General features: G+C 69.0%; 15 protein-coding genes. 11 read left to right on the forward strand and 4 right to left on the reverse strand.

Annotated elements, in window-relative coordinates; genetic code table 11:
* Window positions 1–22: 22 nt before the first annotated feature.
* A complete protein-coding gene (locus ACT53O_RS04160; protein ID WP_036288797.1) occupies window positions 23–313 on the reverse strand; it encodes a chorismate mutase in 291 nt (96 codons plus the stop codon).
* Window positions 314–385: 72 nt separating this feature from the next.
* Here ACT53O_RS04160 and ACT53O_RS04165 point away from each other — a divergent pair, with 72 nt between their 5' ends.
* The 7 genes from ACT53O_RS04165 (at window position 386) to ACT53O_RS04195 (ending at window position 10,482) form a co-directional block, all read left to right on the forward strand.
* Window positions 386–1,576, forward strand: a complete 1,191-nt coding sequence (locus ACT53O_RS04165) for an AI-2E family transporter (RefSeq protein WP_476151422.1) — start codon at window positions 386–388, stop codon at window positions 1,574–1,576.
* Between the two features lie 109 nt (window positions 1,577–1,685).
* Window positions 1,686–4,523: a discoidin domain-containing protein gene (locus ACT53O_RS04170; RefSeq protein WP_476151423.1), complete on the forward strand. Its 2,838-nt coding sequence runs from the start codon at window positions 1,686–1,688 to the stop codon at window positions 4,521–4,523.
* A 188-nt stretch (window positions 4,524–4,711) separates the two neighbouring features.
* Window positions 4,712–5,959, forward strand: coding sequence for an extracellular solute-binding protein (locus ACT53O_RS04175; RefSeq protein WP_476151424.1), 1,248 nt, complete (start codon window positions 4,712–4,714; stop codon window positions 5,957–5,959).
* 16 nt (window positions 5,960–5,975) lie between these two features.
* Window positions 5,976–6,890, forward strand: coding sequence for a carbohydrate ABC transporter permease (locus ACT53O_RS04180; RefSeq protein ID WP_239640092.1), 915 nt, complete (start codon window positions 5,976–5,978; stop codon window positions 6,888–6,890).
* Window positions 6,877–7,776, forward strand: coding sequence for a carbohydrate ABC transporter permease (locus ACT53O_RS04185; protein WP_112932219.1), 900 nt, complete (start codon window positions 6,877–6,879; stop codon window positions 7,774–7,776). The genes ACT53O_RS04180 and ACT53O_RS04185 overlap by 14 nt, the downstream gene beginning before the upstream one ends.
* A gap of 22 nt (window positions 7,777–7,798) precedes the next feature.
* On the forward strand, window positions 7,799–9,235 hold the full coding sequence (locus ACT53O_RS04190; protein WP_476151425.1) for a glycoside hydrolase family 5 protein: 1,437 nt from the start codon (window positions 7,799–7,801) through the stop codon (window positions 9,233–9,235).
* A 17-nt stretch (window positions 9,236–9,252) separates the two neighbouring features.
* A complete protein-coding gene (locus ACT53O_RS04195) occupies window positions 9,253–10,482 on the forward strand; it encodes an ROK family transcriptional regulator (protein WP_476151426.1) in 1,230 nt (409 codons plus the stop codon).
* A gap of 10 nt (window positions 10,483–10,492) precedes the next feature.
* Here ACT53O_RS04195 and ACT53O_RS04200 read toward each other — a convergent pair whose 3' ends face one another.
* From ACT53O_RS04200 to ACT53O_RS04210, 3 genes are all read right to left on the reverse strand, one after another.
* Complete coding sequence (locus ACT53O_RS04200; RefSeq protein ID WP_476151427.1) at window positions 10,493–11,587, reverse strand: lactonase family protein; 1,095 nt, start codon at window positions 11,585–11,587, stop codon at window positions 10,493–10,495.
* On the reverse strand, window positions 11,535–12,821 hold the full coding sequence (locus ACT53O_RS04205; RefSeq protein ID WP_036286848.1) for an adenylosuccinate synthase: 1,287 nt from the start codon (window positions 12,819–12,821) through the stop codon (window positions 11,535–11,537). Before ACT53O_RS04205 ends, ACT53O_RS04200 begins: the two co-directional genes overlap by 53 nt.
* 153 nt (window positions 12,822–12,974) lie before the next feature.
* The gene (locus ACT53O_RS04210; RefSeq protein ID WP_476151428.1) at window positions 12,975–20,198 is read right to left on the reverse strand and encodes a DUF5979 domain-containing protein; all 7,224 of its coding nucleotides are present in this window, start codon (window positions 20,196–20,198) and stop codon (window positions 12,975–12,977) included.
* 189 nt (window positions 20,199–20,387) lie between these two features.
* On the opposite strand from ACT53O_RS04210, the gene argG reads away from it, so the two are divergent.
* The 4 genes from argG to ACT53O_RS04230 all read left to right on the forward strand — a co-directional run bounded on the left by argG (window position 20,388) and on the right by ACT53O_RS04230 (window position 25,092).
* Window positions 20,388–21,830: an argininosuccinate synthase gene (argG, locus tag ACT53O_RS04215; protein ID WP_476151429.1), complete on the forward strand. Its 1,443-nt coding sequence runs from the start codon at window positions 20,388–20,390 to the stop codon at window positions 21,828–21,830.
* A 93-nt stretch (window positions 21,831–21,923) separates the two neighbouring features.
* Window positions 21,924–22,547: a TetR/AcrR family transcriptional regulator gene (locus ACT53O_RS04220; RefSeq protein ID WP_039415311.1), complete on the forward strand. Its 624-nt coding sequence runs from the start codon at window positions 21,924–21,926 to the stop codon at window positions 22,545–22,547.
* Window positions 22,547–23,242, forward strand: a complete 696-nt coding sequence (locus tag ACT53O_RS04225) for a hypothetical protein (RefSeq protein WP_036286837.1) — start codon at window positions 22,547–22,549, stop codon at window positions 23,240–23,242. The genes ACT53O_RS04220 and ACT53O_RS04225 overlap by 1 nt, the downstream gene beginning before the upstream one ends.
* Window positions 23,239–25,092: a YhgE/Pip family protein gene (locus ACT53O_RS04230; RefSeq protein ID WP_476151430.1), complete on the forward strand. Its 1,854-nt coding sequence runs from the start codon at window positions 23,239–23,241 to the stop codon at window positions 25,090–25,092. The genes ACT53O_RS04225 and ACT53O_RS04230 overlap by 4 nt, the downstream gene beginning before the upstream one ends.
* Window positions 25,093–25,183 lie beyond the last annotated feature (91 nt).

Raw genomic sequence — 25,183 nt, forward strand, 5'->3', positions numbered from 1 at the left:
GGCCGCCGGACGGGCGCCGGAATCAGTCGGCGGCGGCCGCCGCGGTGTGGTGTCGGATGACCTCGGCGACGACGAAGTTGAACCACTTCTCGGCGAACTCGGGATCGAGGTCGGCCTCGAGAGCGAGGCGACGCAGACGCGCGATCTGCTGCTCTTCGCGAGCGGGGTCGGATGCCGGCATCCGATGCTCCGCTTTGAGCACCCCGACCTGCTGCGTGCAGCGGAAGCGTTCGGCGAGCATGAAGATCAGCGCCGCGTCGATGTTGTCGATGCTGGCACGCAGGCGCTGCAGGTGAACGGCGGCGTCGGTCATGGGCTTCCTCTCGTCCTCGCCGACATTACCGCCTCTCCCAGCGGCATCCGCTGACAGCCCTAGAGTGTGACCATGGCAGCAGCATCCAACGAGCCCCGCCCGCGTTCCCTCCGGCGTGGGGCGAAGACCGCGGCGGACTCCGACCGGGCGAGAACGACCGACGGTGCGGTGTCGTCCGAGGCTGCTGCGCATCGCTCGCACACGGGACGCGCGGTGTGGACGACCCTGAACCGCCCCTTCGTCGTGGGCTTCTTCCTGACGCTCGGCGGCCTGGTGGCGATCCTGCTGGGCATGGCCGTCACCAGCTTGGTCACGGTGTGGATCTACGTCGCCTTCGCCCTGTTCGTCGCTCTCGGACTCAACCCCGTCGTGCAGCGCCTGCAGCGGCACGGCGTCGGCAGAGCCTGGGCGATCGTGATCGTGTACTTCGCCCTGGCGCTGCTGCTCGTGGCCGTGCTGTGGCTCATCGTGCCCACGGTGGTGCGCCAGATCGCCCAGTTCATCACGGACGTGCCGACTCTCGTGACGTCGTTCCAGCAGACCGACCTCTACCACTGGGCACGTGATCAGTTCGGCGACCAGGTGCCCGCGATCGTCGCCGAGGTGCAGAAGTTCCTCACCGATCCGGGCCATCTGGCGGCGATCGGCGGGGGCGTGCTGCAGATCGGCATCTCCATCGGCACGACGATCTCCGGGATCATCATCATCATCGTGCTGAGCCTGTACTTCCTCGCGTCATTGCCGGAGATCAAGCAGGCGTTCTACCGCATGGTGCCCGCCCGCAGTCGCGCACTGACGGCCGATCTGACCGAGCAGATCACGGAGTCGGTCGGCGGCTACCTGGGCGGCATGGTCGTGCTCGCCTTCTTCAACGCGGTCGTGAGCTTCATCCTGTACACGGTTCTCGGCCTCCCCTTCCCCGCACTGATGGCGGTGGTCGCCTTCTGCCTCACGATCATTCCGCTCGTCGGAACCGTGCTGTTCTGGGGCATCGCCTCGGTGGTCGCCCTCTTCGCCAGCCCCCTGTCGGCGCTCATCTTCGCCGTCGCGTATCTGGTCTACATGCAGCTCGAGGCATACGTGCTCACGCCGAAGGTGATGAACAAGGCCATCGCGGTGCCGGGAGCCCTCGTCGTGATCGGCGCGCTCGTCGGGGGGACGCTCATGGGCCTGCTCGGCGCGCTCGTCGCGATTCCCGTGACCGCCTCCATCCTGCTGATCATCAAGAAGGTCTTCATCCCCAAGCAGGACGCCGCACTCTGAGCCCCAGTAAGTGCTGGGCTTATTTTAAGTCCTTGACAAAGTAGACGTCGTCTCGCGATGCTGACCAGCGACGGAGCGCAGCCATGCTCCGCACTGATCAAGGAGGATCGTGAAACGACGTGTTCTCGCCGCGCTGGTGACAGCTGCGGCCGTGGCGGCCACTGCCGTCCTACCCGTGACGGCGGCGCATGCCGCCGCCCTCACCTCCGCCGACTTCCTCAAAGCCAGCGGCAACGTCCTGAAGAAATCGTCGGGGACCGGCGCCGCGGTGAACCTCCGCGGCACGAACATCGGCGGATGGCTCACCCAGGAGGACTGGATGTCGCCCCTCGGCGAGTTCGCCGCCGACCGCACCGGCTGGAGTGCAACCGCGTCCGCGGGAGCACCGGCCAACGCCCTCGACGGATCGGGAACCAGCCGGTGGACGACCGGCGCGAATCAGGCCGGCGGGGAGTGGATTCGTCTCGACCTGGGGGCGCCCACTCTCTTCAACCGGCTCACCATCGACAACACCGCCAACGCGGGCCAGTGGCCGCGAGCACTCAACATCGAGACATCGTCCAACGGCTCGACCTGGACCAGCGTGGCGACCCAGCCCGGCACGGATGGTCTCACGACGGTGAAGTTCGCCCCGCAGGTCGCGCGTTACGTGCGGGTGACACAGACCGGCGCCGCGGCCGCTGCGTGGTCGGTCGGTGAGATCAACCTCTACAGCGACCCGGTCCTGTTCAACGGCACGCATACCGCGACGGCGACCTCCAACGCCCCCGGCACGAACGCCCAGATGACGCTCGACGGCAACGTCTCCACGGTGTGGCAGAGCGGTGCCCCGCAGGCGCCCGGGCAGTCGTTGACGATCGATCTCGGGCGCAACGTGGACATGGACAAAGTCCTGTTCGATGCGGGCGCGACCACCGCGAACGACTACCCGCGGGTCTACGACGTCTTCACGTCCTACGACAACGCGAACTGGACGAAGGTCGCGAGCGGCTACGGCGCGAATCGCGTCGTGCAGGCCGACTTCCAAGGGACCAAGAACGGTCGCTATCTTCGGATCACCTCGAACGGCACCTCGTCGCAGTGGTGGTCGGTGGCCGAGGTCGCGATCTCGAGCGGAACCTCCCTCGATCGCGGCGGATGGGTCGTCACCTCCTCGCTGGGCGCCTCCCCGTCGAACATGATCGACGGCACCACCTCGACGCGGTGGACCACCGGTGCGGCCCAGGCGCCGGGTCAGGCCGTCACCGTGGACATGGGCGCGCTCATCACGCTGAACAACGTCACGACCGACACCGCGAAGAACACCACCGACGAGGACGACTGGCCGCGCGGGTACACGCTCCAGCTCTCACGCGACGGGTCCTCCTGGAGCACTGTCGCAACCGGGGCGGGAACCAAGAAGGCGTCGACCATCGGGTTCACGGCTCAGGCAGCACGGTACTTCCGCCTCACCCAGACCGGCTCCGCAGGCAACTGGTGGTCGATCGGCGAGCTCACCGCCGGGCTCTACAACGACGACTACTCGCTGACGAACACGATGACCGCACGCTTCGGCGCGACGACGACCGCCTCGGTCGTCGGCACGCATCAGGACACATGGTTCACGGCGAACGACCTCGACGCGATCCAGGCCACGGGAATGAACTTCATCCGTGTGCCGATCGGGTGGAACGTGTTCCTCAATCTCGACGGCACCTGGAAGTCGAATCCGTGGTCGAAGATCGACTGGGTCGTGAACGAAGCCGCGGCGCGCGGAATCTATGTCCTCATCGACCTCCACACGGTGCCGGGCGGCGGCTGCCCGTGGGGGTCGTGCGGTCGCATCGGACCCAACCCCAACGGGTTCTGGGGCAGCGCGACCTATCAGAACTGGGTGGAGGACATCTGGAAGAAGATCGCGACGCGCTACAACGGCAATCCCGCGGTGGCCGGCTACGACCTCATCAACGAGCCCCTGATCGACTACAACGAAGACAGCGACGATGTGGCCCAGAAGAGCGACTACTACAACCGGCTGTACACCGCCGTACGTGCCATCGATGCGGACCACGCGATCTTCCTCGGCGCGTTCTTCGGCCTGGACAAGATCGCACCGCCGTCGACCTACGGGTGGACGAACGTCGTCTACGAATACCACCCGTACGACATGCCGAACTCGAAGGACTGGACGGCCCAGAACCAACTCGTCACGAACGAACTGGGCGGACTGGCTGCGAAGCTCTCGAATCCGGGGGTGCCGATCCTCTACGGCGAATACTCCCTGTACTACAACGACGACGTCTGGGCACGGTTCATGGCGGGACTCAACGCCTCGCAGGTGTCGTGGTCGAACTGGTCGTACAAGGTCAAGGGCTCGGCCGAGGACGGCTTCGCCTACTGGGGCATGTACTACGACGACCGCAAGCCGGTGCCGGTCATCAACAGTGACGATGCGGCGACCTTCCAGTCGAAGCTGTCGCAGTTCGCAACCGCCACCTTCACGCAGAACGCGCGGTTCGTCGCCACCATCGCCAAGTACGCCGGCGGCTTGTCGACGTTCGCCCCGTCCGCGGTGAGCCACACCGGCTGGACCGCGACGGCGTCCACGACCGCGGCGGGCAGCTCGCCGAGTGCGGGCATCGATGGCGCCAACGGCACATCGTGGAAGAGCGGCCAGGCCATGGCGGGCGGGGAGTGGTACCGCATCGACATGGGCTCGACCCGCACGGTCGCGATGGTCACGGTGCAGACCGACAGCTCGTCGACGTGGGACTATCCGCGCGGATTCACCGTCGAGACCTCCCTCGACGGCTCGTCGTGGACGACAGCCGCCACGGGCATCGCCTACGGATGGAAGCGTCCGATCTCGATCGCACCGGTCAGCGCGCGGTACATCCGCATCACCCAGACGGGCGTGGCGCCGCAGTGGTGGTCTATCGACGAGGTGACGGTCTACTCGTCGTACTGACAACGATCGGCGCAGGGGGTCGCGACGTGGCGGCCCCCTGCGCTCGTTTCGCCGCTCCGCCTCTTGCCAGACAATCGGACATGCCTTAATCTAAGTCGTAGAGAAAGGACGAGGGAGTCTCTTCCCGTCCTCTCGCCGCCGAATCCCGATTCGACACCGCACCTCCTGCACCCCGAAAGGACCTCTCGATGAAGAGAATGCGCTGGCTCGCGCTGGGCACCGCCGCCCTGACGGCCGCCACCCTCGCCGGATGCTCGTCATCCGCACCCGCCGACGGCGGCACCGCCGCCAAGGAACTGACCGTCTGGGTCATGGGCGACAGCTCTGCCCACTTCGATGCGCTGGTCAAGCCGTTCGAAGAAAAGACGGGAATCGACGTGAAGACCGTCGCCATCCCCTGGGACAGCGTCGACCAGAAGTTCACGACAGCGGTCGCTTCGGGCGACGGCCCCGACGTGCTGCAGATCGGACTCTCCAAGCTGCGCACCTATGCCGACAGCGGCGCACTGCTCACCCTCGACGACGCGGCACTGTCGGGTCACGAGAACCTCGCGGCATCCAACTTCGTCGACGGCGTCGCCGGAGATGCGACCGCCATCGGGGGCAAGGTCGTCTCCGTGCCGTGGGTGTCGGACACGCGCGTTCTCTTCTACCGCAGCGACATCCTCCAGGCAGCGGGTATCAGCACTCCGCCGGCGACCTGGGATCAGCTGCGCGCCGACGCGAAGACACTGGGCGGCCGCGGTGACGGCTCGTACGGTTACTACATCCCCCAATGGGACAGCGCACTGCCCGTGATCATGACGTGGGACCAGGGCGGCGACATCGTCGACAGCCAGGGCAAGATCGACTTCGATACGCCCGCGTTCGGTAAGGCGGTCGACCTGTACACCGGCCTCTACGCCGACAAGAGCGTGCCCACCAACAGCGACTTCGACCAGACGCAGGGCTTCATCACGGGAAGCACGCCGATGCTCGTCAGCGGTCCCTACCTTGCGGCCGCCATCTCGCAGTCGGCGCCGGAGCTGGCCGGGAAGTGGAACGTGACCACCGTGCCGTCCGGAGCGAAGGACACGTCGCTGCTCGCCGGGTCGAACCTCGGAGTCTGGGGCTCCACGAAGAACAAGGACGGCGCACTTCAGCTGCTCGATTACCTCTCGCAGCCCGACGTGCAGGTGAGCTGGTACCAGTCCGACGGGCAGCTGCCGACAGTGAAGAAGGCGCTCGCCGACAGCGCGCTGACCGGCGACCCCATGGTGTCGGTCTACACGAAGCAGCTCGCGTCCTCCCGCCTGCTGCCGCTCGTGCCGAACTGGGACGGTGAGACGGGCAAGGCGGTGCTCGACGCGCTCAACTCGATCGTGCTCACCGGCGCGAACCGAGACGACGCCCTGAAGACGCTGTTCACGACTACCGCCGGGACCCCCGCGAACTGAGCTCCGGGGGTGCGCGGTGACCCGATCACCGCGCACCCCCGGCCACGAGGCCATGAAGAACCGCATCGTCCCCTATACGTTCATCGCCCCGGCGATGCTCCTGCTCATCGTCTTCGGCATCCTGCCCATCGCCGTGGCGCTCCTCGTGAGCTTCACCGACATGAATCTCGCGGGCCTGGGAAACTGGTCGCGGATCCAGTTCATCGGCGGCGACAACTACACGGCGCTGTTCGCCGACCCCGACTTCTGGCAGGCCCTCGGCAACACCGCTCTGTTCGCGGTCGTCGGGGTACCCAGCGTGATCGTCCTCTCCCTGGCGATCGCGCTCGCGCTCAACAGCTCGCAGGGCCGCTTCTTCCGCGCGCTGCGCTCGTTCTACTTCGTCCCGGCCATCACCGCGATCGTGGCCGTGGCCCTCGTATGGGGCTACCTCTACAACACACAGTTCGGCCTGTTCAACTACCTGCTCTCGCTCGTCGGGCTGCCGCCGGTTCCCTGGCTCTCCGACCCCACGGTCGTGAAGTTCTCCGTCGGGCTGGTCGCCGTATGGCGCGGCCTCGGGCTGAACGTCATCATCTTCCTCGCGGCCCTGCAAGGCGTGCCGAAGGAGTACCTGGAGGCGGCGGCGATCGACGGCGCATCGGGGCTGCGCCGCATCGTCTCGATCGTGCTCCCCCTGCTGCGCTTCGCCATCTTCTTCGTCACCATCACCACCGTCATCGCATGGCTGCAGTTCTTCGACGAACCCTTCGTGCTCACCAAGGGCGGACCACTGGGTTCGTCGACGTCGATCGCGCTCTTCCTGTATCAGAAGGGTTTCTCGTCGAGTCAGTTCGGCTACGCCAGTGCGGGCTCGGTCGTCCTCGTCGCGATCATCGCGACGATCACCATCGTCCAGCTGCGCCTGAGGAGGTCCGATGTCGACCACTGAGCTCATCACCCGCGGCGGACGGGGCCTCGCGAAGACGTCGGACGCACGACGGGGCACCCGAGCCGGACGGCGCCGCGGACGCACCGGCACCATCGTGATCGGCGCGCTGCTGACCGTCGGCGCACTCATCACCGCGTTCCCGTTCCTGTGGATGATCTTCGCCTCCGTCAAGCCGCGCAGCGAGTCCGTCGCGTTCCCCCCGCAGCTGCTGCCGCGCAATCCGACGCTCGAGTACTTCATCCAGCTCTTCACCGAGCTGGACTTCGGGCGCTACCTCCTGAACACCCTGCTGATCGTCGTCATCTGCATGGTGGGCCTGCTGCTGATGGCGGCGGCCGGCTACGGCTTCGCCAAGTTCGCCTTTCCCGGCAGAGATGCCCTGTTCTTCCTGGTGCTGGTGACGATGATGATCCCCGGCCAGGTCACGATGATCCCGAGCTACCTCATCCTCAACGGGATGAAGCTCACGAACACGCTCATCGGCATCGCCCTGCCGATGCTGGTGTCGGGTTTCGCCGTGTTCCTGTTCCGGCAGTTCATGGCGACGATCCCGACAGAGATCCTCGAGGCCGCACGGATGGACGGCGCGGGAGAGTGGCGCATCTTCTTCCGGATCATCCTGCCCATGTCGGGACCGATCCTGGCCGTGCAGGTGGTGCTCACCTTCATCGCGGGATGGAACAGCTTCCTGTGGCCGCTGATCATCGCCAATGACCAGGGGCTCTACACCCTCTCGGTGGGAATCTCGCTGCTCAATCAGCAGATCTCCACCAACCCGTCGCTGCAGATGGCGGCCTCGACGCTGATGGTCGTGCCCATCCTCATCGTTTTCGTCGTCTTCCAGCGCTACGTCGTCCAAGGGTTCGCCCTGTCCGGCCTGAAGTGAGGCCCCGCCCGTGAGGAACACTATGACCCCGCCCCCTCGCCCCCGCGGCTTCGTCCGCGCCGTCGGCACCGAGCTCGTCGACGACGACGGGCCGCTGTTGCTTCGCGGCGTGGGCCTCGGCAACTGGTTGCTCGCCGAAGGGTACATGTGGCGCTTCGGCGACGAGCTTGCCTCTCCGCGTCAGATCGAAGCGCGGATCGCCGCGCTCGTCGGACCCGCACGGGCGGCCGAGTTCTGGCGCCGGTTCCGCGACGAGTTCATCACCGAGAAGGACTTCGCCTTCATCGCGGCGCAGGGCTTCGATCACGTGCGGCTGCCGATCAACGCGCGCGGCGTGATCGCCGATGACGGGAGCTTCCAAGAGGACGGCTTCGCACTGATCGCCCGGGCGGTCGAGTGGGCGGAGCGCCACGGTCTGCGGGTACTGATCGATCTGCACGGCGCTCCCGGCGGGCAGACCGGAACGAACATCGACGATTCGCCGCGCGGCATCCCGGAGCTGTTCATGTCGGAGCGGCACCGCGCGCACACCGTCGCACTGTGGCGCGAGATCGCCCGTCGCTTCCGCGACAGCGAGACGGTGCTCGGCTACGACCTGCTCAACGAGCCCCTTCCGAACGAGTGGCAGCACCGCTATCAAGACGAGCTGATCACCCTCTACCGCGAGCTCACCGCGGCGATCCGCGAGATCGATCCGCACCATCTGCTCATGTACGAAGGTAGCCACTGGGCGACCAACCCCGAGCCCGTGCGGATGCGCTACGACGACAACCAGGCGGTGCAGTTCCACCGGTACTGGTGCGCGCCCGACGAGACGAGCATCGCCGACTTCCTCCAGCTGCGGCGCGACGCGGGACTGCCGATCTACATGGGCGAAGGCGGCGAGAACACGCCCGGGTGGATCTACGCGGCGACGCGCCTGTACGAGCGCCACGGGATCGGATGGAACTTCTGGCCCTGGAAGAAGCTCGACACTCTCACCTCGCCGCTGTCCGCGCGCACCCCCGAAGGCTGGGAGCTGATCGCCGACCCGACGGCGCAGCTCGACCCCGACCACGCGTGGCGGATTCTGCGGGAGTTCCTGGCGGCCGTCGCCGTCGAGCGCTGCGACGTGCGCACGGCCGTTCTCGATGCACTGTTCGCGCGCCCCGCTCTGCAGCTGCCGGCGTGGGCCGGGGTGGGCGGCGAGGCGGAGACCTCGATCTCCGAGCAGGTGGCCGCCCCGCTGCCAGAGGGCCTCTGGCATCACACGGCAGGGGCGGCCTACGCTGCCGCCGAGTACGTTCCGGTGGAGATCACCCCCGGAGACCGCCTCGCGTTCGCGTTCTCGTCCCGCCCGGCATCCTGGCGGGTCGACGCCGACCGATCCCACGCCGTGACGGCGGACTGGCACGAGGGCAGCCTCCGACTCAGCGCCTCGGAGCGCGTGCGGGTGCGACGGCTCGAGGTGAGCATGTGACGGGCTATCGTCGAACCATGAGTGCACAGGCGCGGGGCGCCGCCTCCGCGGCGCCCGCCTCCGCGACCGTCACGACGCTGCGTCAGCAGAATCGCGCGGCCGCTCTGCGCTTCGTGCTGCAGCAGGGCGAGACGACCCGGGCCGATCTCGCGCGGCGTTGCGGATTCTCTTCGGCATCCGCCGCGAACATCACCTCCGAGCTCATCGATGACGGGTTGCTGGCCGAGGTCGGCTCGGTCTCCTCGCGCGGCGGACGACCGATCTCACTCATCGCGCCCCGCGCCGAAGGTGCCTACGCGATCGGCGTCGATGTCGGCGAGCGCGGCGTCGCCGTCGAGCTCTTCGACCTGTCGTTGACGATGGTCGACCGCGAATTCCGCGGCGGAGGCCACGACGAGACCCCGCCGGACATCCACCGCGATCTCGTCGAAGCCATCGCCGCGTTGCGCGTGCGCAATCAGGAGCGGTGGCCGCGTGTCCTCGGCATCGGGCTCGGGCTTCCGGGTGTGGTCGAGACCGGACCCGACGGTGCCCAGGTGCTCTACGCCCAGAGTCTCGGTTGGGAGCCGTGGCCGATCCCGCGCGACCTGGACGCGGATCTGCCCGTCTTCGCGGAGAACGGTGCCAAGACGCAGGCGCGGGCCGAGCTCTGGTACGGCGCCGCACGCGGAATCGACCATGCCGTCGTGGCCCTCCTCGGTCGCGGCGTCGGGCTCGGCGTCATCAGCGACGGAGCCCTCGTGCACGGCGCGTTCAGCAGCGCCGGCGAGTGGGGTCACACGAAGATCGTGGTCGGCGGCGCGCGCTGCCGGTGCGGACAGAACGGCTGCGTCGAGGCCTACCTCGGCGCCGACGCGATCCTCGCCGAATGGCAGATCCGCGGCGGCTCCTTCGAGGGCTCGGGGTGGCAGGCGATCGGCGCGCTGCTGGCCGCGGCGGACAGCGACACGGACGCGCGCGCCGTCGTCGACGGGGTTGTGGAGGCGCTCGGCGCGGCGCTGGGAAGCGTCGTCAACCTGACCAACCCCGAACGCATCGTCGTCGGCGGATGGGTCGGGATGCGCTTGATGGAGCACGGATCCGCACGGATCGCCGATGCGGTGCGGCGCAACTGCCTGACGCGCCTGGGCACCCAGTTCGAGATCGTCCCGGCGTCCTTCGGCGGCGACACGGTCGCGCTCGGATCGGCGCTGATGCCCATCACGGCACTGATCGACACTCCCCGCAGCGAACTGTTCGCCGTCTGAGCCCCACGCCTCAGGATGCCGGGAGCAGACAGGTCGGCGAGGGGGCGTCGACACGGCGTCGCGCTCGCCCCGGCACCCCGGTGCGCTCGTTCAGCGTGAGCGCGGCGATCTCGTCGGAGTGCTGACCGGCGACGAGGAGGGTGTCGCGCACGACGACGTGATGCCGCGGCCCCTCCACGCCCGCATCGACGAGCGCGACGGGACGCAGCTGCGCCCCGTCACCGCGCACCTCCACGACGGCGATCGTGTTCGAACCGCGCAGCCCCGCGTAGACGAAGCGGCCGTCACGCGAGAAGGCGAGCTCGGCCGCGGCGTCTCCGGCGAGCGCGCCCGGCGACAACGCCACGCCGGCGGCGACGCGCCACTGCCCGCTCGCGTCGGGCGCCAGCGCATAGAGCTCGTTCGACAGCTCGGTCACCACGAAGAGGTGCTCCGACGGATGCCATCGACTGTGGCGCGGCCCGGTCTGCCGCGGAAGCGCGACGTCACGCGAGCCCTGCGTCCCCGTGCCCCGCCAGAAACGCACGAGATCGAGCCCGAGATCGGTCGTCGCCATCGTGTCGCGCGGCAGGAACCGCACGTGGTGCGCGCGCGACGGCCGCGGCTCCTGCGATATGCCGACCAGGGCATACGGGTCGGACGCGGCGGCGAGCACGCTCGGCTGGGACGGGCGTCCCTCGGCATCCAGCGACATGCGCACGAGGCGCCCATCACCCCAGCAGGCCGCGATCAATGCGTCACCGGCGGGGGCGACGGCGAGATGGCAGACGGCATCGCCGGCCTCCAGGGGGGCACCGAGGGCGATGAAGCCCTCCTCGCCGGTGCGGCGATATGCCTGCACGACGCCGCGCCCCTCCAGCGCGGCGTAGACGACCGCACGCGTCGGATGCCACGCGATCCATGACGGCGACTCGGCGCCGACGGCGACCTCCGCGCGCCGGGCGAGCTCTCCCCCGGCCGATCCATCGTCGGGGTCTCCAGCCAGGAGCGTGCCGATGCCCTCCGCGCGACCGCCCATGTCGGCGGAATACCCGCCGAGGAAGAAGCGCACCTCAGTCGACGAGATCGTGGCGCACGATGACCGCGTCCCGGGCGGGACCCACACCGATCACCGAGATGCGCGTGCCGCTCATCGCTTCCAGAGCGAGCACGTACTCCTGCGCCGCGACGGGCAGATCCTCGAAGCTCCGCGCGCCGGAGATGTCGTCCTGCCAGCCCGGGAAGTACTCGAAGATCGGTGTCGCGTGGTGGAAGTCGCTCTGGTTGACCGGCACCTCGTCGAACCGCTCGCCGTCGACGTCGTACGCGACGCACACGGGGATCTGCTCGAGCCCGGTGAGGATGTCGAGCTTGGTGAGCACGAGGTCGGTGATGCCGTTGATGCGGGTCGCGTAGCGCGTGATCGGCGCGTCGTACCAGCCCACGCGGCGGGGCCGACCCGTCGTCGTGCCGAACTCGAAGCCGCGCTTGCGGAGCCACTCGCCCTTGTCGTCGAACAGCTCGGTCGGGAAGGGTCCGGAACCGACGCGCGTCGTATAGGCCTTGACGATGCCGACGATGCGATCGAGGCGGTTGGGACCGACCCCCGACCCGGTCGACGCACCACCGGCGGTGGCAGAGGAGGAGGTCACGAACGGGTAGGTACCGTGGTCCACGTCGAGCATGGTGGCCTGGCCGCCCTCGAAGACGACGACGTCGCCGGCATCCAGGGCACGGCTGAGCAGCAGCCCCGTGTCGCAGACCATCGGGCGCAGGCGCTCGACGTAGGAGAGCAGATCGTCGACGACCTCGTCGACGGTGATCGCGCGGCGGTTGAAGACCTTCACCAACAGGTGATTCTTCTGATCGAGCGCGCCTTCGACCTTCTGGCGGAGGATGTTCTCGTCGAAGAGGTCCTGGATGCGGATGCCGACGCGGTTGATCTTGTCCGCGTACGTCGGGCCGATGCCGCGACCGGTCGTGCCGATCATGCGCTTGCCGAGGAAGCGCTCGGTGACCTTGTCGAGCGTGCGGTGGTACTGGGTGATGACGTGCGCGTTCGCGCTGATCTTCAAGCGCGACGTGTCGAGGCCGCGGGCGTTGAGCGCCTCGAGCTCGGCGAAGAGCACTTCGAGGTCGACGACGACGCCGTTGCCGATGACGGCGTTGACGCCGGGGGACAGGATGCCGGAGGGCAAGAGGTGCAGTGCATACTTCTCATCGCCGATGACGACGGTGTGACCGGCGTTGTTGCCGCCGTTGAACTTGACGACCCAGTCGGTGCGCTCACCGAGCAGATCGGTGGCCTTGCCCTTGCCCTCGTCTCCCCACTGGACGCCGACGATCACGATTCCTGGCATGGACTGCTCCCCCGTTTTCGGCCTTCTGGCGCATATCGGACGGTTGCACCGGGAATGCCGGTACACCCCATCCTATCGAGCGGCCCGTCCTGCGCTCCGACACCGCTGAGCGGGCGGGCGAGGGTCACCCCGCCCGCCCGCTCAGCGCATCCGTCAGATCTCGCGACGACGGCGGCGCGTCAACAGCACGATGCCGACGATCAGACCTGCGATCCCGAAGCCGGACACCCCGAGCACGAGCGCCGAGCTGCCACCGGTGGCCGGCAACGGCTTGTCGAAGCGGTTGTCGACGCCGATAGCGATCGTCCTGTCGGCGGTGATGACGACGCTCGCCGGATTGGCGGAGTGTCCACCGTCGACGGTCATGGTGACCTGCTTCGCCTCGCCGGTGCGCGTCTCGGTGAGCACGCACGCGGCATCCGTCGGCAGATCGGTGTAGACGACGGGCGTTCCCACGGTGAGATCGCGGACGGCGCCGCCCGGGATCGGCAGGTTCTCGCCGTACCAGGTGCACACGAGCGTCACACCGAAGGTGTCGCCGGTGTGGGCGGATGCCGCGGTGCCGCTGACCGTCTTCGTCACCGAGATCTGACCGGCGGTGAAGGTGTTGGCGATGGTCATGAGCTGCGGCTCGTCGCCCCCGTGAAGGTCGATCGTCGCGCTCGTCCCGGTCACGGGGTCGGCGTCGTCCACCGTGATGCTCGTGGAGGCCGCGTGACCGGTGACGGTCTCGGTGACCTCACACGTCGCGCCGACGGGAAGGTCGGTGTAGGCCGCCCGGTAGTCGTTCGCGGCGGTGAGCTGGCGCTCCGCTCCCCCGGGCACGGCGATGTCGGTGACGGTGCCGTCCACGACGTACGTGCAGACCGCGCTGACCGTGAACGGTCCCGCCGCACCGGGATTGAGCATGTTGCCCTGGCGCTCCTTGACCACGTCGAACGAGGCGAGGTCGAAGCGGTTGGTGGCCGTGACCTTGACGTCGCCGATCGCGACCGGGTCGGTCGGCGCCACGATCGTGACCTGACCGTCGGCCGGGTCGAGCGTCGCCGCGGTCGCACCGCCCGTCGTCAGCTCCTTCACGTCGCACACGGTGCCCGTCGGATACACACCGAACGTCTCGGTGTCGCCGTGGCGCAGCGAGAAGCGCTGGTCGAGCAGGCTCTGACCCTGGTACGTGCAGACGGCGGAGAAGTCGAACGAACCCGTGCCGTAGAGGTCGGCGCCCGCACCGGTCACGACCTTGCCGACCGTGAGTCGACCCGCGTCGTACCCGTTGGTCACGGTGACCGCGGCGGCATCCACCCCGGGCGTGACCGTGGCCGAGCCGTCACCGGCGTCGACGACGTTCGTGCCCGTGAACACGATGTGGTTCGCGAAGAACGAGTCCGTCTCGGTCACCGTGCAGCTTGCCCGGGCGGGGATGCGGTCGGCCGGAGCGGTCCAGGTCTGGCCCGCCTCGAGAGTGAAGGTGAGCTTGTGGGAACCCTGATCGTCGAACGCCACCGGCATTCCCGTCGCACTCGTGCACGTCAGCGAGAACGTGAACGGTCCGAACTCGCCGGCCGTCGCCTCGGTCTGCACCTGCTTCGTGACCGACAGGCCGCTGTACTGGTAGTCGTTCGTCAGCGTCGCGACCTGCAGCGCGGGCACGTCGCCCGCATCGCCATCCTGCGGGGCCGGCTCGGTGACGGCGATCGTCGTGGGCGATCCGCTGCGGGAGGTCTCACCGAACGCGCCGACGGCGCCCTGTTCGGTGACGGTGCACGTCGTGCCCTCGGCGCTGAGCGGGATGCCGTCGATGCGCACCGTGTAGTCGTTGGCCGCGCTGAGGGTGACGGTCGACGCCGCTCCGAGGTCGAGCGGTGACCCGCCGGCGGAGCAGACGACATCGGCGAGGAAGCTCGTCGGCGCGTACTGCGCCGCCGGTCCCGTGATCTTCTTGGTGACCGCGATCGAGCCGAAGCGCAGGTGGCTGCCGACGACGGCCGGAGCGATCTTGCGGAACGTGCTCTCGGTGGTCAGCTCGTACTTGACGCCGTACTGGTTCCAGGCGAACTGATCGCTCGCGGGGACGCTCGTCGACGCGCCGTCGGGACGGTCAGCGGCGGCCGGCTTGTTCACGGTGGAGAACGTGACGTCGGCAGCCTGACCCGGCGTGAGCGCCTTGGCCGGCGTCGTGCGGAAGTCGAGGTGCACGCGGATGCCGGTGACCTTCGACCAGTCGGTGCCGTCGGACGCGACGGTCCACTTCTCACCGTTCTGCTCGCAGACCGGTGCGGTCGTGAGCGTCGACCACGTGTTGACGCACACTCCCGTGCTGGTGGTGACCTCGACGGTCTGCGTCGTGCCGGCCGGAGCGGCGACCTTGAGCGAGCCCGCCAGGAGCTCGGGGCGCAGCGTCGAGCCGCGACCCGTGCCCGAGATGAGCAGCGTGTCACCCGGCGTCGGCAGCTGGTCGAACACGGTCATCTCGGCGACCGGGACGGTCCCCGCGTTGACGTTGTGCAGCACCCAGTCGTCCGTGCCGCCCACCTCGGAGTTCGCGACACACGGCGACCGGAAGTAGCCCTTGTCGCCGACGACGAGATTCTGCTGGCAGATCGCATCCGAGGCGCCCGGCTGGTACGCACCGGGCAGCGCGCCCGAAACACCCTTGACGGTGTACAGGTTCGAGCCGGCGACCACGCCGACGTAGTCGGTGGTGCCGCACGTGGTGGGGTCGTTCGCGAACGCGCTGGTCGTCGATCCGCCGGGCACGGTGTTGCGGCACGCGGTGAGCTGCTGCGCCGTCTTCACGGTCATCGTGTTGGTCGCGCGGTCGCCCTGCGACAGTCCAGGCTGCAGCTCGAGGAACAGCCGCACCTTGAACACTTCACCGGGCTTCATGCGGTTGCCGTCCGACGGCCACGTGAACGTGACCGTGCGACCGTCGGAGCTGAGGCCCACCGTGACCTTGTCCGACAGGAGGCCGTCGGCCTGCTTGGTGAACACGGGCGCCGGTGTCGTCAGGTAGTCCAGCTGCACCGGCAGCGTGTCGGTCAGCTCCGACACGGTCAGGAAGCCGGTGCCGGTGTTCTGGAAGGTGAGATCGAACGGCACGGGCGAGCCGACCGACACGAGGCGGTCGCCGTTGTTGCTCAGCTTGTTCACCGCGATCTGGTGCGTGCCCTGCGTGAGCGCGATCTGGGCGGACGCCTGCTTCAGGGCGGAGTCGTTGCCGTCGACGCGCGTCGACTGCGAGGACTGCGTGTTGGTTACGGTGTGGTCGAAGCTCACCGGACCGCTGGCGTCGCGGTAGGCGTCGCGCACCTTCACGGTGAAGGCCGCCGATGCCGACCAGTTGGCCGCCGGGAGCGTGTTGGAGAACAGAGCACCGTCGGCGCGCGTGAAGGTGAAGCGGATGCCGTCGACAGCGGTGACGTCGGTGCCCGCGGGCAGCGCGGCGGTGGCCGCGGCGGTTCCCTGGATCCAGCGTCCCCCGGTGTGCACATCCACCCGCACGCGGTCGGCGCCGGCCGGCAGGGTCACCGTGCCGAGCCCGACGAGGTCGAACGTGTTCCAGAAGGCGGTCGCATCGGCGAAGTCCTCGACGACGACGACGTTCGGAGAGAGGGTGCTGCGCGGGTTCGATCCCTGGTTCGCACCCAGGGTCACCGTGACGGGCGTGCTCTTGGCCGGCTCGGCGATGGAGGCCGCGCTCACCGACTTCGTCGGGGTGATGTTGACGACACCGCCGGTGAGGACGACCTTCGCGTCGGCGACGTCACCCGTCTTCGTGGTCGGCGCCAGCACCGGGTCGTACGACTGGGCGAAGACGCGGTTCGAGACGTCGACCGTCTTTCCTGCCGGCAGCACCTGCGCATCGCCGCTGGATCGCAGCGTGGGTCGCAGTCGGCTGTCGATCGTGACCGTGAAGACGTTGCTCTGGTCGATCGTGCCCGTGTTCGCCGCGCTCACGCCGCGGAACGTGACGCTGACGCCCACGACGTCGGAGAGCTGTTCGGCGGTGAACGCGTTCACCTGAGCGATGGTGTGCGAGGTCGTCGTGTACGTGCCGCCGGAGTAATGCAGGAGCCATACCGTGGAGCCCGACGCGTCGATCTGGGCAGGAATGCTCGAGGCAATCGTGATCTTGGTCGCGTCGAAGCGATCGAAGGGCGTCGGAGTGCCGCTGTCCGTGAGGTAGTTCTTCGACGTGTCGAACGGGTCGGCGAAGGCCGCGGAGACATCGGACTGACACCCGGCCAGTGCGGTCTGGCTGCAGGTGGCCGGATCGGTCATCCGCAACGCGCTCGCCTTGGCCGTGGCGTCGTTGTGCGCGGTCATCGTCCACTGCGCCGTCGGATAGCTCTGCGCGGGCGTGCCGGTGACGGGCGTGAAGATCTGGCTCGTCGGCGTGGCCGACTTGGTGACCTTCACTCCCGGCGGCTGGTTGAGGATCTGGATCGTGTCGTGGTCGCCGTCGGTGATGTCCGCGCCGCCCGCGAGAGGGTGCGAGCTGATCTGGACGGCGTTGTCGACGATGCCCTTGGTGGAGGTGTTCAGCAGCGAGTCCGCCGTGATCGGGGTTCCCGAGGAGCGCGTGACGTCACGCAGCTGCCAGGTGAGGTCGAACTCTCGCTGCACGCTGCCGGAGCCGACTCCCGAGCCCGGGGCGGGCGCGAACGGATCGAAAGCGGGACCGGTCTGGCGCGCGGCCTGACGGGCCGCGGTGTCGGCCGCCGTCTCATCGATCACCAGGCGGACGCCGGTGGTCTTCGCCGACTCCTCCGCGGTGAGGGTGTATCCGACGAAGCCGCGGCCTGCCGTCATCCAGCTGCCACCGGGCGCGGCGACGGTGTGCCACGTGCCGTCGAAGAAGAGTTCGACCGCGGTCACGGTGTCGTACTTGAGGTACCAACCGTTGCTGTACGGGTCGGCGCTCGGGGCGATCGCCGACACCGAGACGAGGTCGAACGCGTCATAGGCCGTCGACGACGGTGTGCCGGCGTCGGTGGCGGGGTCGGTGATGGTCACCGGCGCGAAGCCCGAGGAGACGTTCCAGCGCAGCGTCGTGTCGGCACGCTGCCCGGACTGGGCATCGAGGAAGTCGCGCGTCCACCGCTTCTGGATGTCGGGTCCGGGGCCCGGCGGGTTCTGCTCGGTCTGGATCGTTCCCGGTGCCGTGTCGGTCGCATCGTCGATCAGCGTCTTGCCGCCGTCGCTCTTACCGGTGACGCTCGAGACCGCGGTGTTCGTGTAGGTCGTGGGCTTGTCGGGGCCGGGAGTCGTCGCGCCGCCCGTGCGACGATCGGCGCGGGCGTCGAAGACGAGGTTCGGCGTGACGTTGGTGGTATCGGCGAACCCCGCGTCGCTGTGGAAGGTGAAACGGATGCCTTCCACGTCGGCGGCAGCCAGCGGCGCGAGGGCGGCCGCGGTGGCCGCGGCATCCATCTGGAAGACGAACGCCTGCGCCTGCGCGGGCGCGGTCGCCAGCGTCACCCACGTTCCGTCGTGACGACGCACCTGCACGGTGAGCGTCGTGTTGGCCGGCACCTGTGTGGGCGCGACGGAGGTGAAGCTGAAGGCGTTCCAGAACGCGTCCTGCGCGCCGTTCCAGGCGTCCTCCACGACGATGTCATTGATGCGGGCTCCGTCACCGGTGGCGGAGGCCACGGTGCGCAGGGACGCGATGACGCTGTCACCGGGGGCGACGGGCGCACCCGGGCGCACCGTCTTGTCGATCGTGACGGAGACCGACGGGTCGATGACCGTCAGCGTGGCGTCGTCGGTCGCTTTCGCGGTCAGACCGTTGGGGGCGGTCACCGTCGAGGCGACGGTGTTGGTCAGCGTGACGCTCGGCTTTGCGCCGGTCGCGTTCTCGGTGGTGGCGATCGTGAAGGCGGCGTTGGCGGTCGCGTTCGCCTGGATCAGCGAGCCGGTGAACACGAGCTCGAAGCCGGTCACGGACCCTCCGGGCGCGGCCGGCACGGCGCCATTCGCGAAGGAGACATCCTGGGTTCCGCCGGCGGCGAGGTGGTAGACGACCTTCGCCGCGCTGGCGCCGGCCGGCCACACGGGCGCGGCGGTGAACCCGCCGAAGGCCACGTCGGTCGAGAAGAAGTCGAGGTCGGCCACGCGCAGCTCGCTGACGGGGACCGCGCCGTTGGTGGCGGAGAGCGTCGACGACGCCTTCTGGCCGGCGGTGATCTGACCGGGAGCGATGTTCTTCGCGGTCTGCACCGTCGGCATCGAGGGTGCGACCGTGTAGCTGGCCGTGGCATCCTTCGTGGCCGTGCGCGTACCGACGGCCGCGATGCCGTTGGCCACGTTGTCGACGCGGTGCTCGGCAGTGGACAGATCGGCTCCGGTGTCGCGCTGGGTGGAGCGCTGGGCGAGGCCGAGCCCCAGTGCGACGGTGTCACCGGGCGCGATGGTGCCGACGCAGGTGAGGCGGATGCCGCCGACCTGCGCATTGGTGACGCCGTTCGGCAGGGTCGGGGTGGCGGCGGGCGGGCCCGTCTTCCACGCCCAGGTACCGCCCTGGAAGACATACGCGTCGACCTGGACGGACGTGCACGACGCCGGCAGCGAGACGTTCTGCAACCCCGTGAAGTCGGTGATCGTGAAGGGGTTGCTCGCGTCGAGCGTGGACGCTCCGTCGACGGCGGTCTTGGGCTCCTGGATGACGAGCTTGTCGACGTTGACGTTCGAGGCGTTGGAGACGCCGAGGGCGATGGCCGACGCGGCTCCGGGCGCGTACGACAGACGGTTCGGCGACCATGTCTTCGTCACGCCGACAGCGATGTTCTCGGGAACGTTGATGTTGATCGTCGCCGAGCTGTCGACGGGGTTCGCGTTGGTCGCCGTGACCTTCGCGGTGTTGACGATGTCGCCGCTCTGGCCGGGCGGGTAGTTGTCGGGCACGCGGAGGCTGACCAGCATCGAGAAGGTGGTGCCCGCCGACATACCGACGCCGACGGGGGTGTCGGTCGTCTCTTTGATGTCGACCGTCACGGCGGTGCCGGCGGCGACCTTCGCCGGCGGAGTGCTCGCTCCCCCGGTCCAGGTCACGGCGTACGGGGTGGTGTCGGGAGCGAATCGCACGCTCTCGATGTCGAAGCCCACGAGCGCAGCGGGGAAGGCATCGGTGAGCTGAGCGCCCAAGCAGTCCTGCTCCGAACACGTGACCTTGACCGTGTACGTGAACGTGTCACCCGGAAGCGGCGTCGGCTTGTCGACGCTCTTGTCGATCTGCAGGTAGTCGCCGGGACCACCGGCGGCGGTCGCTGCCGGCGCGATGCCGCCGACGACTCCGCCCAGCGCCAGAAGAACGACGAGAAGCCCCGCGACGAACGGACGCTTCGCGGACACGACGGAAGAGCGCGCAGCGCGCATGCCAACTACCCCCAAGGTAGAGCGCCCCTGCCACCGACCCCACGTCGGCAGCCCCGATCCCACATCGGAGGGCGCACGTGGGTCCGACCATAGGGCATACATGCACAGCTATGCGAATCCGGTGACCCCCGCGAGTGCGGGGGCCACCTCCGCAGGTTGCACCGCCGCCGCTCAGTAGACTGAGGTTCCATGTCGAAGGTCCTTCAGTCCCTGCCCGTCGGCGAGCGCGTCGGCATCGCCTTCTCCGGGGGGCTCGATACGTCGGTTGCGGTCGCGTGGATGCGCGACAAGGGCGCCGTTCCGTACACGTACACCGGCGACCTGGGGCAGTACGACGAAGACGACATCGCATCGATCCCCGGTCGCGCGCTGCAGTACGGCGCCGAGAAGTCGCGCCTCATCGACTGCAAGCCGCTGATGGTCGAAGAGGGGCTCGTCGCCCTCTCGTGCGGCGCGTTCCACATCCGCTCCGGCGGCCGTACCTACTTCAACACGACACCGATCGGCCGCGCCGTCACCGGCACGCTGCTCGTGCGCGCGATGAAGGAGGACGGCGTCGACATCTGGGGCGACGGATCCACCTACAAGGGCAACGACATCGAGCGCTTCTACCGCTACGGCCTGCTCGCCAATCCCGCCCTGCGCATCTACAAGCCCTGGCTGGACGCCGATTTCGTCACCGAGCTGGGTGGTCGCAAGGAGATGAGCGAGTGGCTCGTCGCCCATGACTTCCCGTACCGCGATTCGGTCGAGAAGGCCTATTCCACCGATGCCAACATCTGGGGCGCCACACACGAGGCGAAGACCCTCGAGCACCTCGACGTCTCACTCGAGATCGTCGACCCGATCATGGGCGTGCGCTTCTGGGATCCGGCCGTCGAGATCGCCACCGAAGACGTGTCGATCACCTTCGAGGCCGGTCGTCCCGTCGCCATCAACGGCGCCGAGTTCACCGACACCGTCGCGCTCGTGAAGGAGGCCAACGCGATCGGCGGCCGTCACGGACTGGGCATGAGCGACCAGATCGAGAACCGCATCATCGAGGCGAAGTCCCGCGGCATCTACGAGGCGCCGGGCATGGCGCTGCTGTTCATCGCGTACGAGCGCCTGGTCAACGGCATCCTGAACGAAGACACGCTGGCGACCTATCACGAGCAGGGTCGCCGGCTCGGCCGCCTCATGTACGAGGGACGCTGGCTGGAGCCGCAGTCGTTCATGCTGCGCGAGTCGATCCAGCGGTGGGTGGGCTCCGCCATCAGCGGCACGGTCACCCTGCGTCTTCGGCGCGGCGAGGACTACACAATCCTCGACACCGTGTCGCCGAACCTGTCGTACGCGCCGGAGAAGCTCTCGATGGAGCGCGTCGGAGACGCCGCGTTCGGTCCGACCGACCGCATCGGTCAGCTCACGATGCGCAACCTCGACATCGCCGACTCGCGGGCCCGCCTCGAGCAGTACGCCGGTCTCGGGCTCATCGGCGGGGCGACCGCCGAACTGGTCGGCGAGCTCGCGTCGGGCGCGTCGGCGGAGATCACCGGACACGTCGCTCCGTTCGACGAGGCGCGCGAGCAGCTCGCCGAGGCGGTCGACGAGGCATCCGAGTCGGCGTCGTTCGACTTCGGCGCCGACTGAGCCTGCGCTCCGACTCGTCCGCGTTTCGACTCGTCGCTGCGCTCCTCGCTCAGGAAACTTGCACACTTCTGTGCAAGTTAATACACTGACCGGGTGACCACCACCGCACCCCTTCGACGCCCCCGAAAGGATGCCGCTGCCAATCGTGCCGGCATCCTGCAGGCGGCCGCGACCACCCTGGCGCTCGATCCGTCCGCCTCGATCGATCAGATCGCGCGCGCGGCGGGTTTGTCACGGCGTGCGCTGTACGGACACTTCGACGACCGTCAGGCACTGCTCACCGAGCTCATCGCCGCCGGCGCCCAGCGCTTCAATGCGATCGCCTCGTCGCTCCACGAGCCGCATCCCCCGCTCGCTCTCGCACGCTTGACGGCGGCCCTGTGGGCGGAGGCCGCCCACGTGCAGGTGGCGGCCGCGCTCGCGCTCGACGACACCCGCCTCGAGCAGACCGCCGCCGCACTCGCCCCCCTGCGGCGCACCCTCGTCCAGGTCGTCCGCGCCGGCCAGGACGACGGCACCCTCCGCGTCGACATGGCCGCCCCGACTCTCGCCCGCCTCATCGAGGAGACGGCGCGCGCGGCGGTCAGCCGCATCGATGCATCGTCGCCCATCGCGACCTCGCTGGCCGTGCGGGCCGTCCTCAGCATCGCCGGGCTGTCCTGGCGGGAGTCCGAAGCCCTGCTGAACGCCCACCCCGATGTGCTGGAGACGAAGTGATGCGCGTACGTCTGGATGAGGTGCAGAAGGGGCGCCGCGGCGAGGCCCTGGGGGCGACGAGCCTCACCTACCGCAGCGGGCGCGCCACGCTCGCGGTCGCCGAGACCGAACAGCGCCCCACCGTGCTGGGTCTCATCGCGTCGGGGCGCATGCGACCCGACGCCGGCACCGTCGCACTCGACGACGCCACCGACCGCCGTGCGCACAACGCGCTGCGCCGTCGGGTGGCTCTGGTCGATGCTCCCGACGTGAGCGAGCCCGCCCCGAACATCGCGGTGGCCGGTGTCGTCGCCGAGGAGCTCATGTTCGCAGGCCTCGCCTCCGATCCCCTGTCGGCTCGACGGTGGCTCGACGAGCACGACCTGCGCTCGTCGGCGCGACTGCCGATCGCCGACCTCGCACCGGCGCACCGACTGCGCATCCTTCTCGAACTCGCCTCTGCGCGCCCCGGGGTCGACGGCCTCGTCCTCGTCTCCCCCGACCGCCACGGGGGCGACCCCGTGCAGTGGTGGGAGCTCGCCGAGGAGTTCGGCGAGCGAGGCTACGCCGTGCTCGTCATCGCCGGCGAGGCCGCCGCGTCGGCCCTGATCGACACCTCGGCATCCCTGGCGCCGCATCCCTCCAGCGCCCGCGTCCTCAAGCCCAGTCGGGTGCGCCTGCGCACCACCGCTCCCCTCGCCGGAGGCCACCGATGAAGATCCCCGCCATGATCGCCGCCGAGCTGCGGCGCCTGACGGCGACGCGCATGTCGGTCATCGCTCTCGTCGCCCTCATGCTGGTGCCCGTCCTCTACGGCGGGCTGTACCTGTGGGCCAACCAGGACCCGTACGGGCATTTCTCCGAGGTTCCCGTCGCCCTGGTCGATCTCGACGAGGGGTCGGGGACCGGCAGCGATGCGGCGCAGTACGGCAGCCAGGTCTCGCAGCAGCTGATCGACGGCCACGCCTTCGACTGGCGCGCGATGAGCGCGGCCGATGCCGCAACCTCTCTGCACGAGGGGACGGTCGACTTCATCGTCACGATCCCCTCGGACTTCTCCGCGGCCCTCGTCTCCTCCGGCGGCTCCGCACCGCGCCAGGCGACCATCGGCCTGCAGACCAACGACGCCAACAACTACCTCGCATCGACCATCGGCACCCAGGCCGTCGAGAAGATCCGCCGCTCGGTCGCCGAGCTCGTCGGCCAGGAGGCGGCTTCGCGCTTGTTGGGAGGGCTCGCCGACATCCGCGCCCAGCTCGTGCAGGCGTCCGACGGCGCCACGACCCTCGCAGACGGGGCCGCCCAGGTCGCCGGAGGCAGCACGACACTGGCGCAGGGCACCGCCGCACTGGCGCAGGGCGCGGGAACGCTCACCGACGGCGCCAACCAGGTCGCCGCGGGCGCCGCGCAGGTCGCAGACGGCGCTCGTCGCGTCTCGGCGGGGACGGCGACGCTCGACGGGTATGCCGATCGCGCGGCATCCGCGGGGCAGCAGGTGGTCGCCGCCCTCCCGCAAGCTCGCGCCGACATCGCGACGCTGCTGGCCGACCGCGGCGTCGACCAGGCCACGATCGACCGGGTGCTCGCCGCGCTGGATCCCATCGGCGACGCCGCGGTGACCGGCAACAACCGTCTTCAGGCGGCCGTGTCACAGGTCGATCAGCTGGCATCCGGGGCAGCGCAGGTCGCCTCCGGCGCCGCGCAGGTCTCCGCCGGGGCGACGCAGGTCGCCGGCGGCGCCGGCTCGCTCCGCGACGGCGCCGACCAGGCCGCGGCCGGCGCGGCGACCCTCGCGTCCGGCGCCGGCCAGGTCGCCGGCGGCGCGTCACAGCTGCGCGACGGTCTGGCTTCGGGGGTGCAGGCGATTCCCGACACGGATGCCGCGACCCGCGACGCCCAGGCCAAGACCATCTCCGATCCGGTCGCGGTGAGCTCGAGTGCGCAGACCTCCGCGGGCGATTACGGTGCCGGGCTCGCGCCGTTCTTCGCTGCCCTCGCCGGCTGGATCGGCATCTACGCCCTCTTCCTCATCGTCAAGCCGATCTCGCGCCGAGCGGTCACGGCGCTGCGCTCACCGGTCCGGGTCACCATCGCGGGCTGGCTCACCCCGGCTCTCCTGGGCAGCGTCGGGATGGTCGCGCTGTTCGGCGTGCTGTCGTTCGCCCTCGGCTTCCGGTTCGCGAACCCACTCGGCACTCTCGGCATCCTGATGCTCGCCTCCTTCACCTACGCGGCGATCATCCTGGCGCTGAACGTCTGGCTGGGCTCGGTGGGCCAGTTCGTCGGTCTCGTGCTGATGGTGCTGCAGCTCGTGACGGCGGGAGGCACCTTCCCCTGGCAGACGCTGCCGGCACCGCTGGCAGCACTGCATCACGTGCTGCCGATGGGCTACGTCGTCGACGCGATGCGCCAGCTGATGTACGGCGGTGACCTCGCCCGCGTGGGTACGGACATCGGCGTGCTGCTGCTGTGGCTCGGCGGGGCGCTGGCGCTGGCGGCGGTGGGGGTGACCCGGATGACCCACCGCCGAACGCTCCGCGACCTGCAGCCGAGTCTCATCGGGTAGGGCGCCGGGGCATCGTCCCGCCGCCCGCCCGCCCGCCCGGCCGCCCGCCCGGCGACGGCGGGCGGCCCGCCTCTACGATGGGAAGGGACCC

Source organism: Microbacterium sp. DMC48 (genome assembly GCF_056313825.1).

Coding starts and splice junctions, on each gene's coding strand:
- ACT53O_RS04160 (WP_036288797.1), bottom strand. CDS start 313: ATGACCGACGCCGCCGTTCACCTGCAGCGCCTGCGTGCCAGCATCGAC.
- ACT53O_RS04165 (WP_476151422.1), top strand. CDS start 386: ATGGCAGCAGCATCCAACGAGCCCCGCCCGCGTTCCCTCCGGCGTGGG.
- ACT53O_RS04175 (WP_476151424.1), top strand. CDS start 4,712: ATGAAGAGAATGCGCTGGCTCGCGCTGGGCACCGCCGCCCTGACGGCC.
- ACT53O_RS04185 (WP_112932219.1), top strand. CDS start 6,877: ATGTCGACCACTGAGCTCATCACCCGCGGCGGACGGGGCCTCGCGAAG.
- ACT53O_RS04190 (WP_476151425.1), top strand. CDS start 7,799: ATGACCCCGCCCCCTCGCCCCCGCGGCTTCGTCCGCGCCGTCGGCACC.
- ACT53O_RS04195 (WP_476151426.1), top strand. CDS start 9,253: ATGAGTGCACAGGCGCGGGGCGCCGCCTCCGCGGCGCCCGCCTCCGCG.
- ACT53O_RS04205 (WP_036286848.1), bottom strand. CDS start 12,821: ATGCCAGGAATCGTGATCGTCGGCGTCCAGTGGGGAGACGAGGGCAAG.
- ACT53O_RS04210 (WP_476151428.1), bottom strand. CDS start 20,198: ATGCGCGCTGCGCGCTCTTCCGTCGTGTCCGCGAAGCGTCCGTTCGTC.
- argG (WP_476151429.1), top strand. CDS start 20,388: ATGTCGAAGGTCCTTCAGTCCCTGCCCGTCGGCGAGCGCGTCGGCATC.
- ACT53O_RS04225 (WP_036286837.1), top strand. CDS start 22,547: ATGCGCGTACGTCTGGATGAGGTGCAGAAGGGGCGCCGCGGCGAGGCC.
- ACT53O_RS04230 (WP_476151430.1), top strand. CDS start 23,239: ATGAAGATCCCCGCCATGATCGCCGCCGAGCTGCGGCGCCTGACGGCG.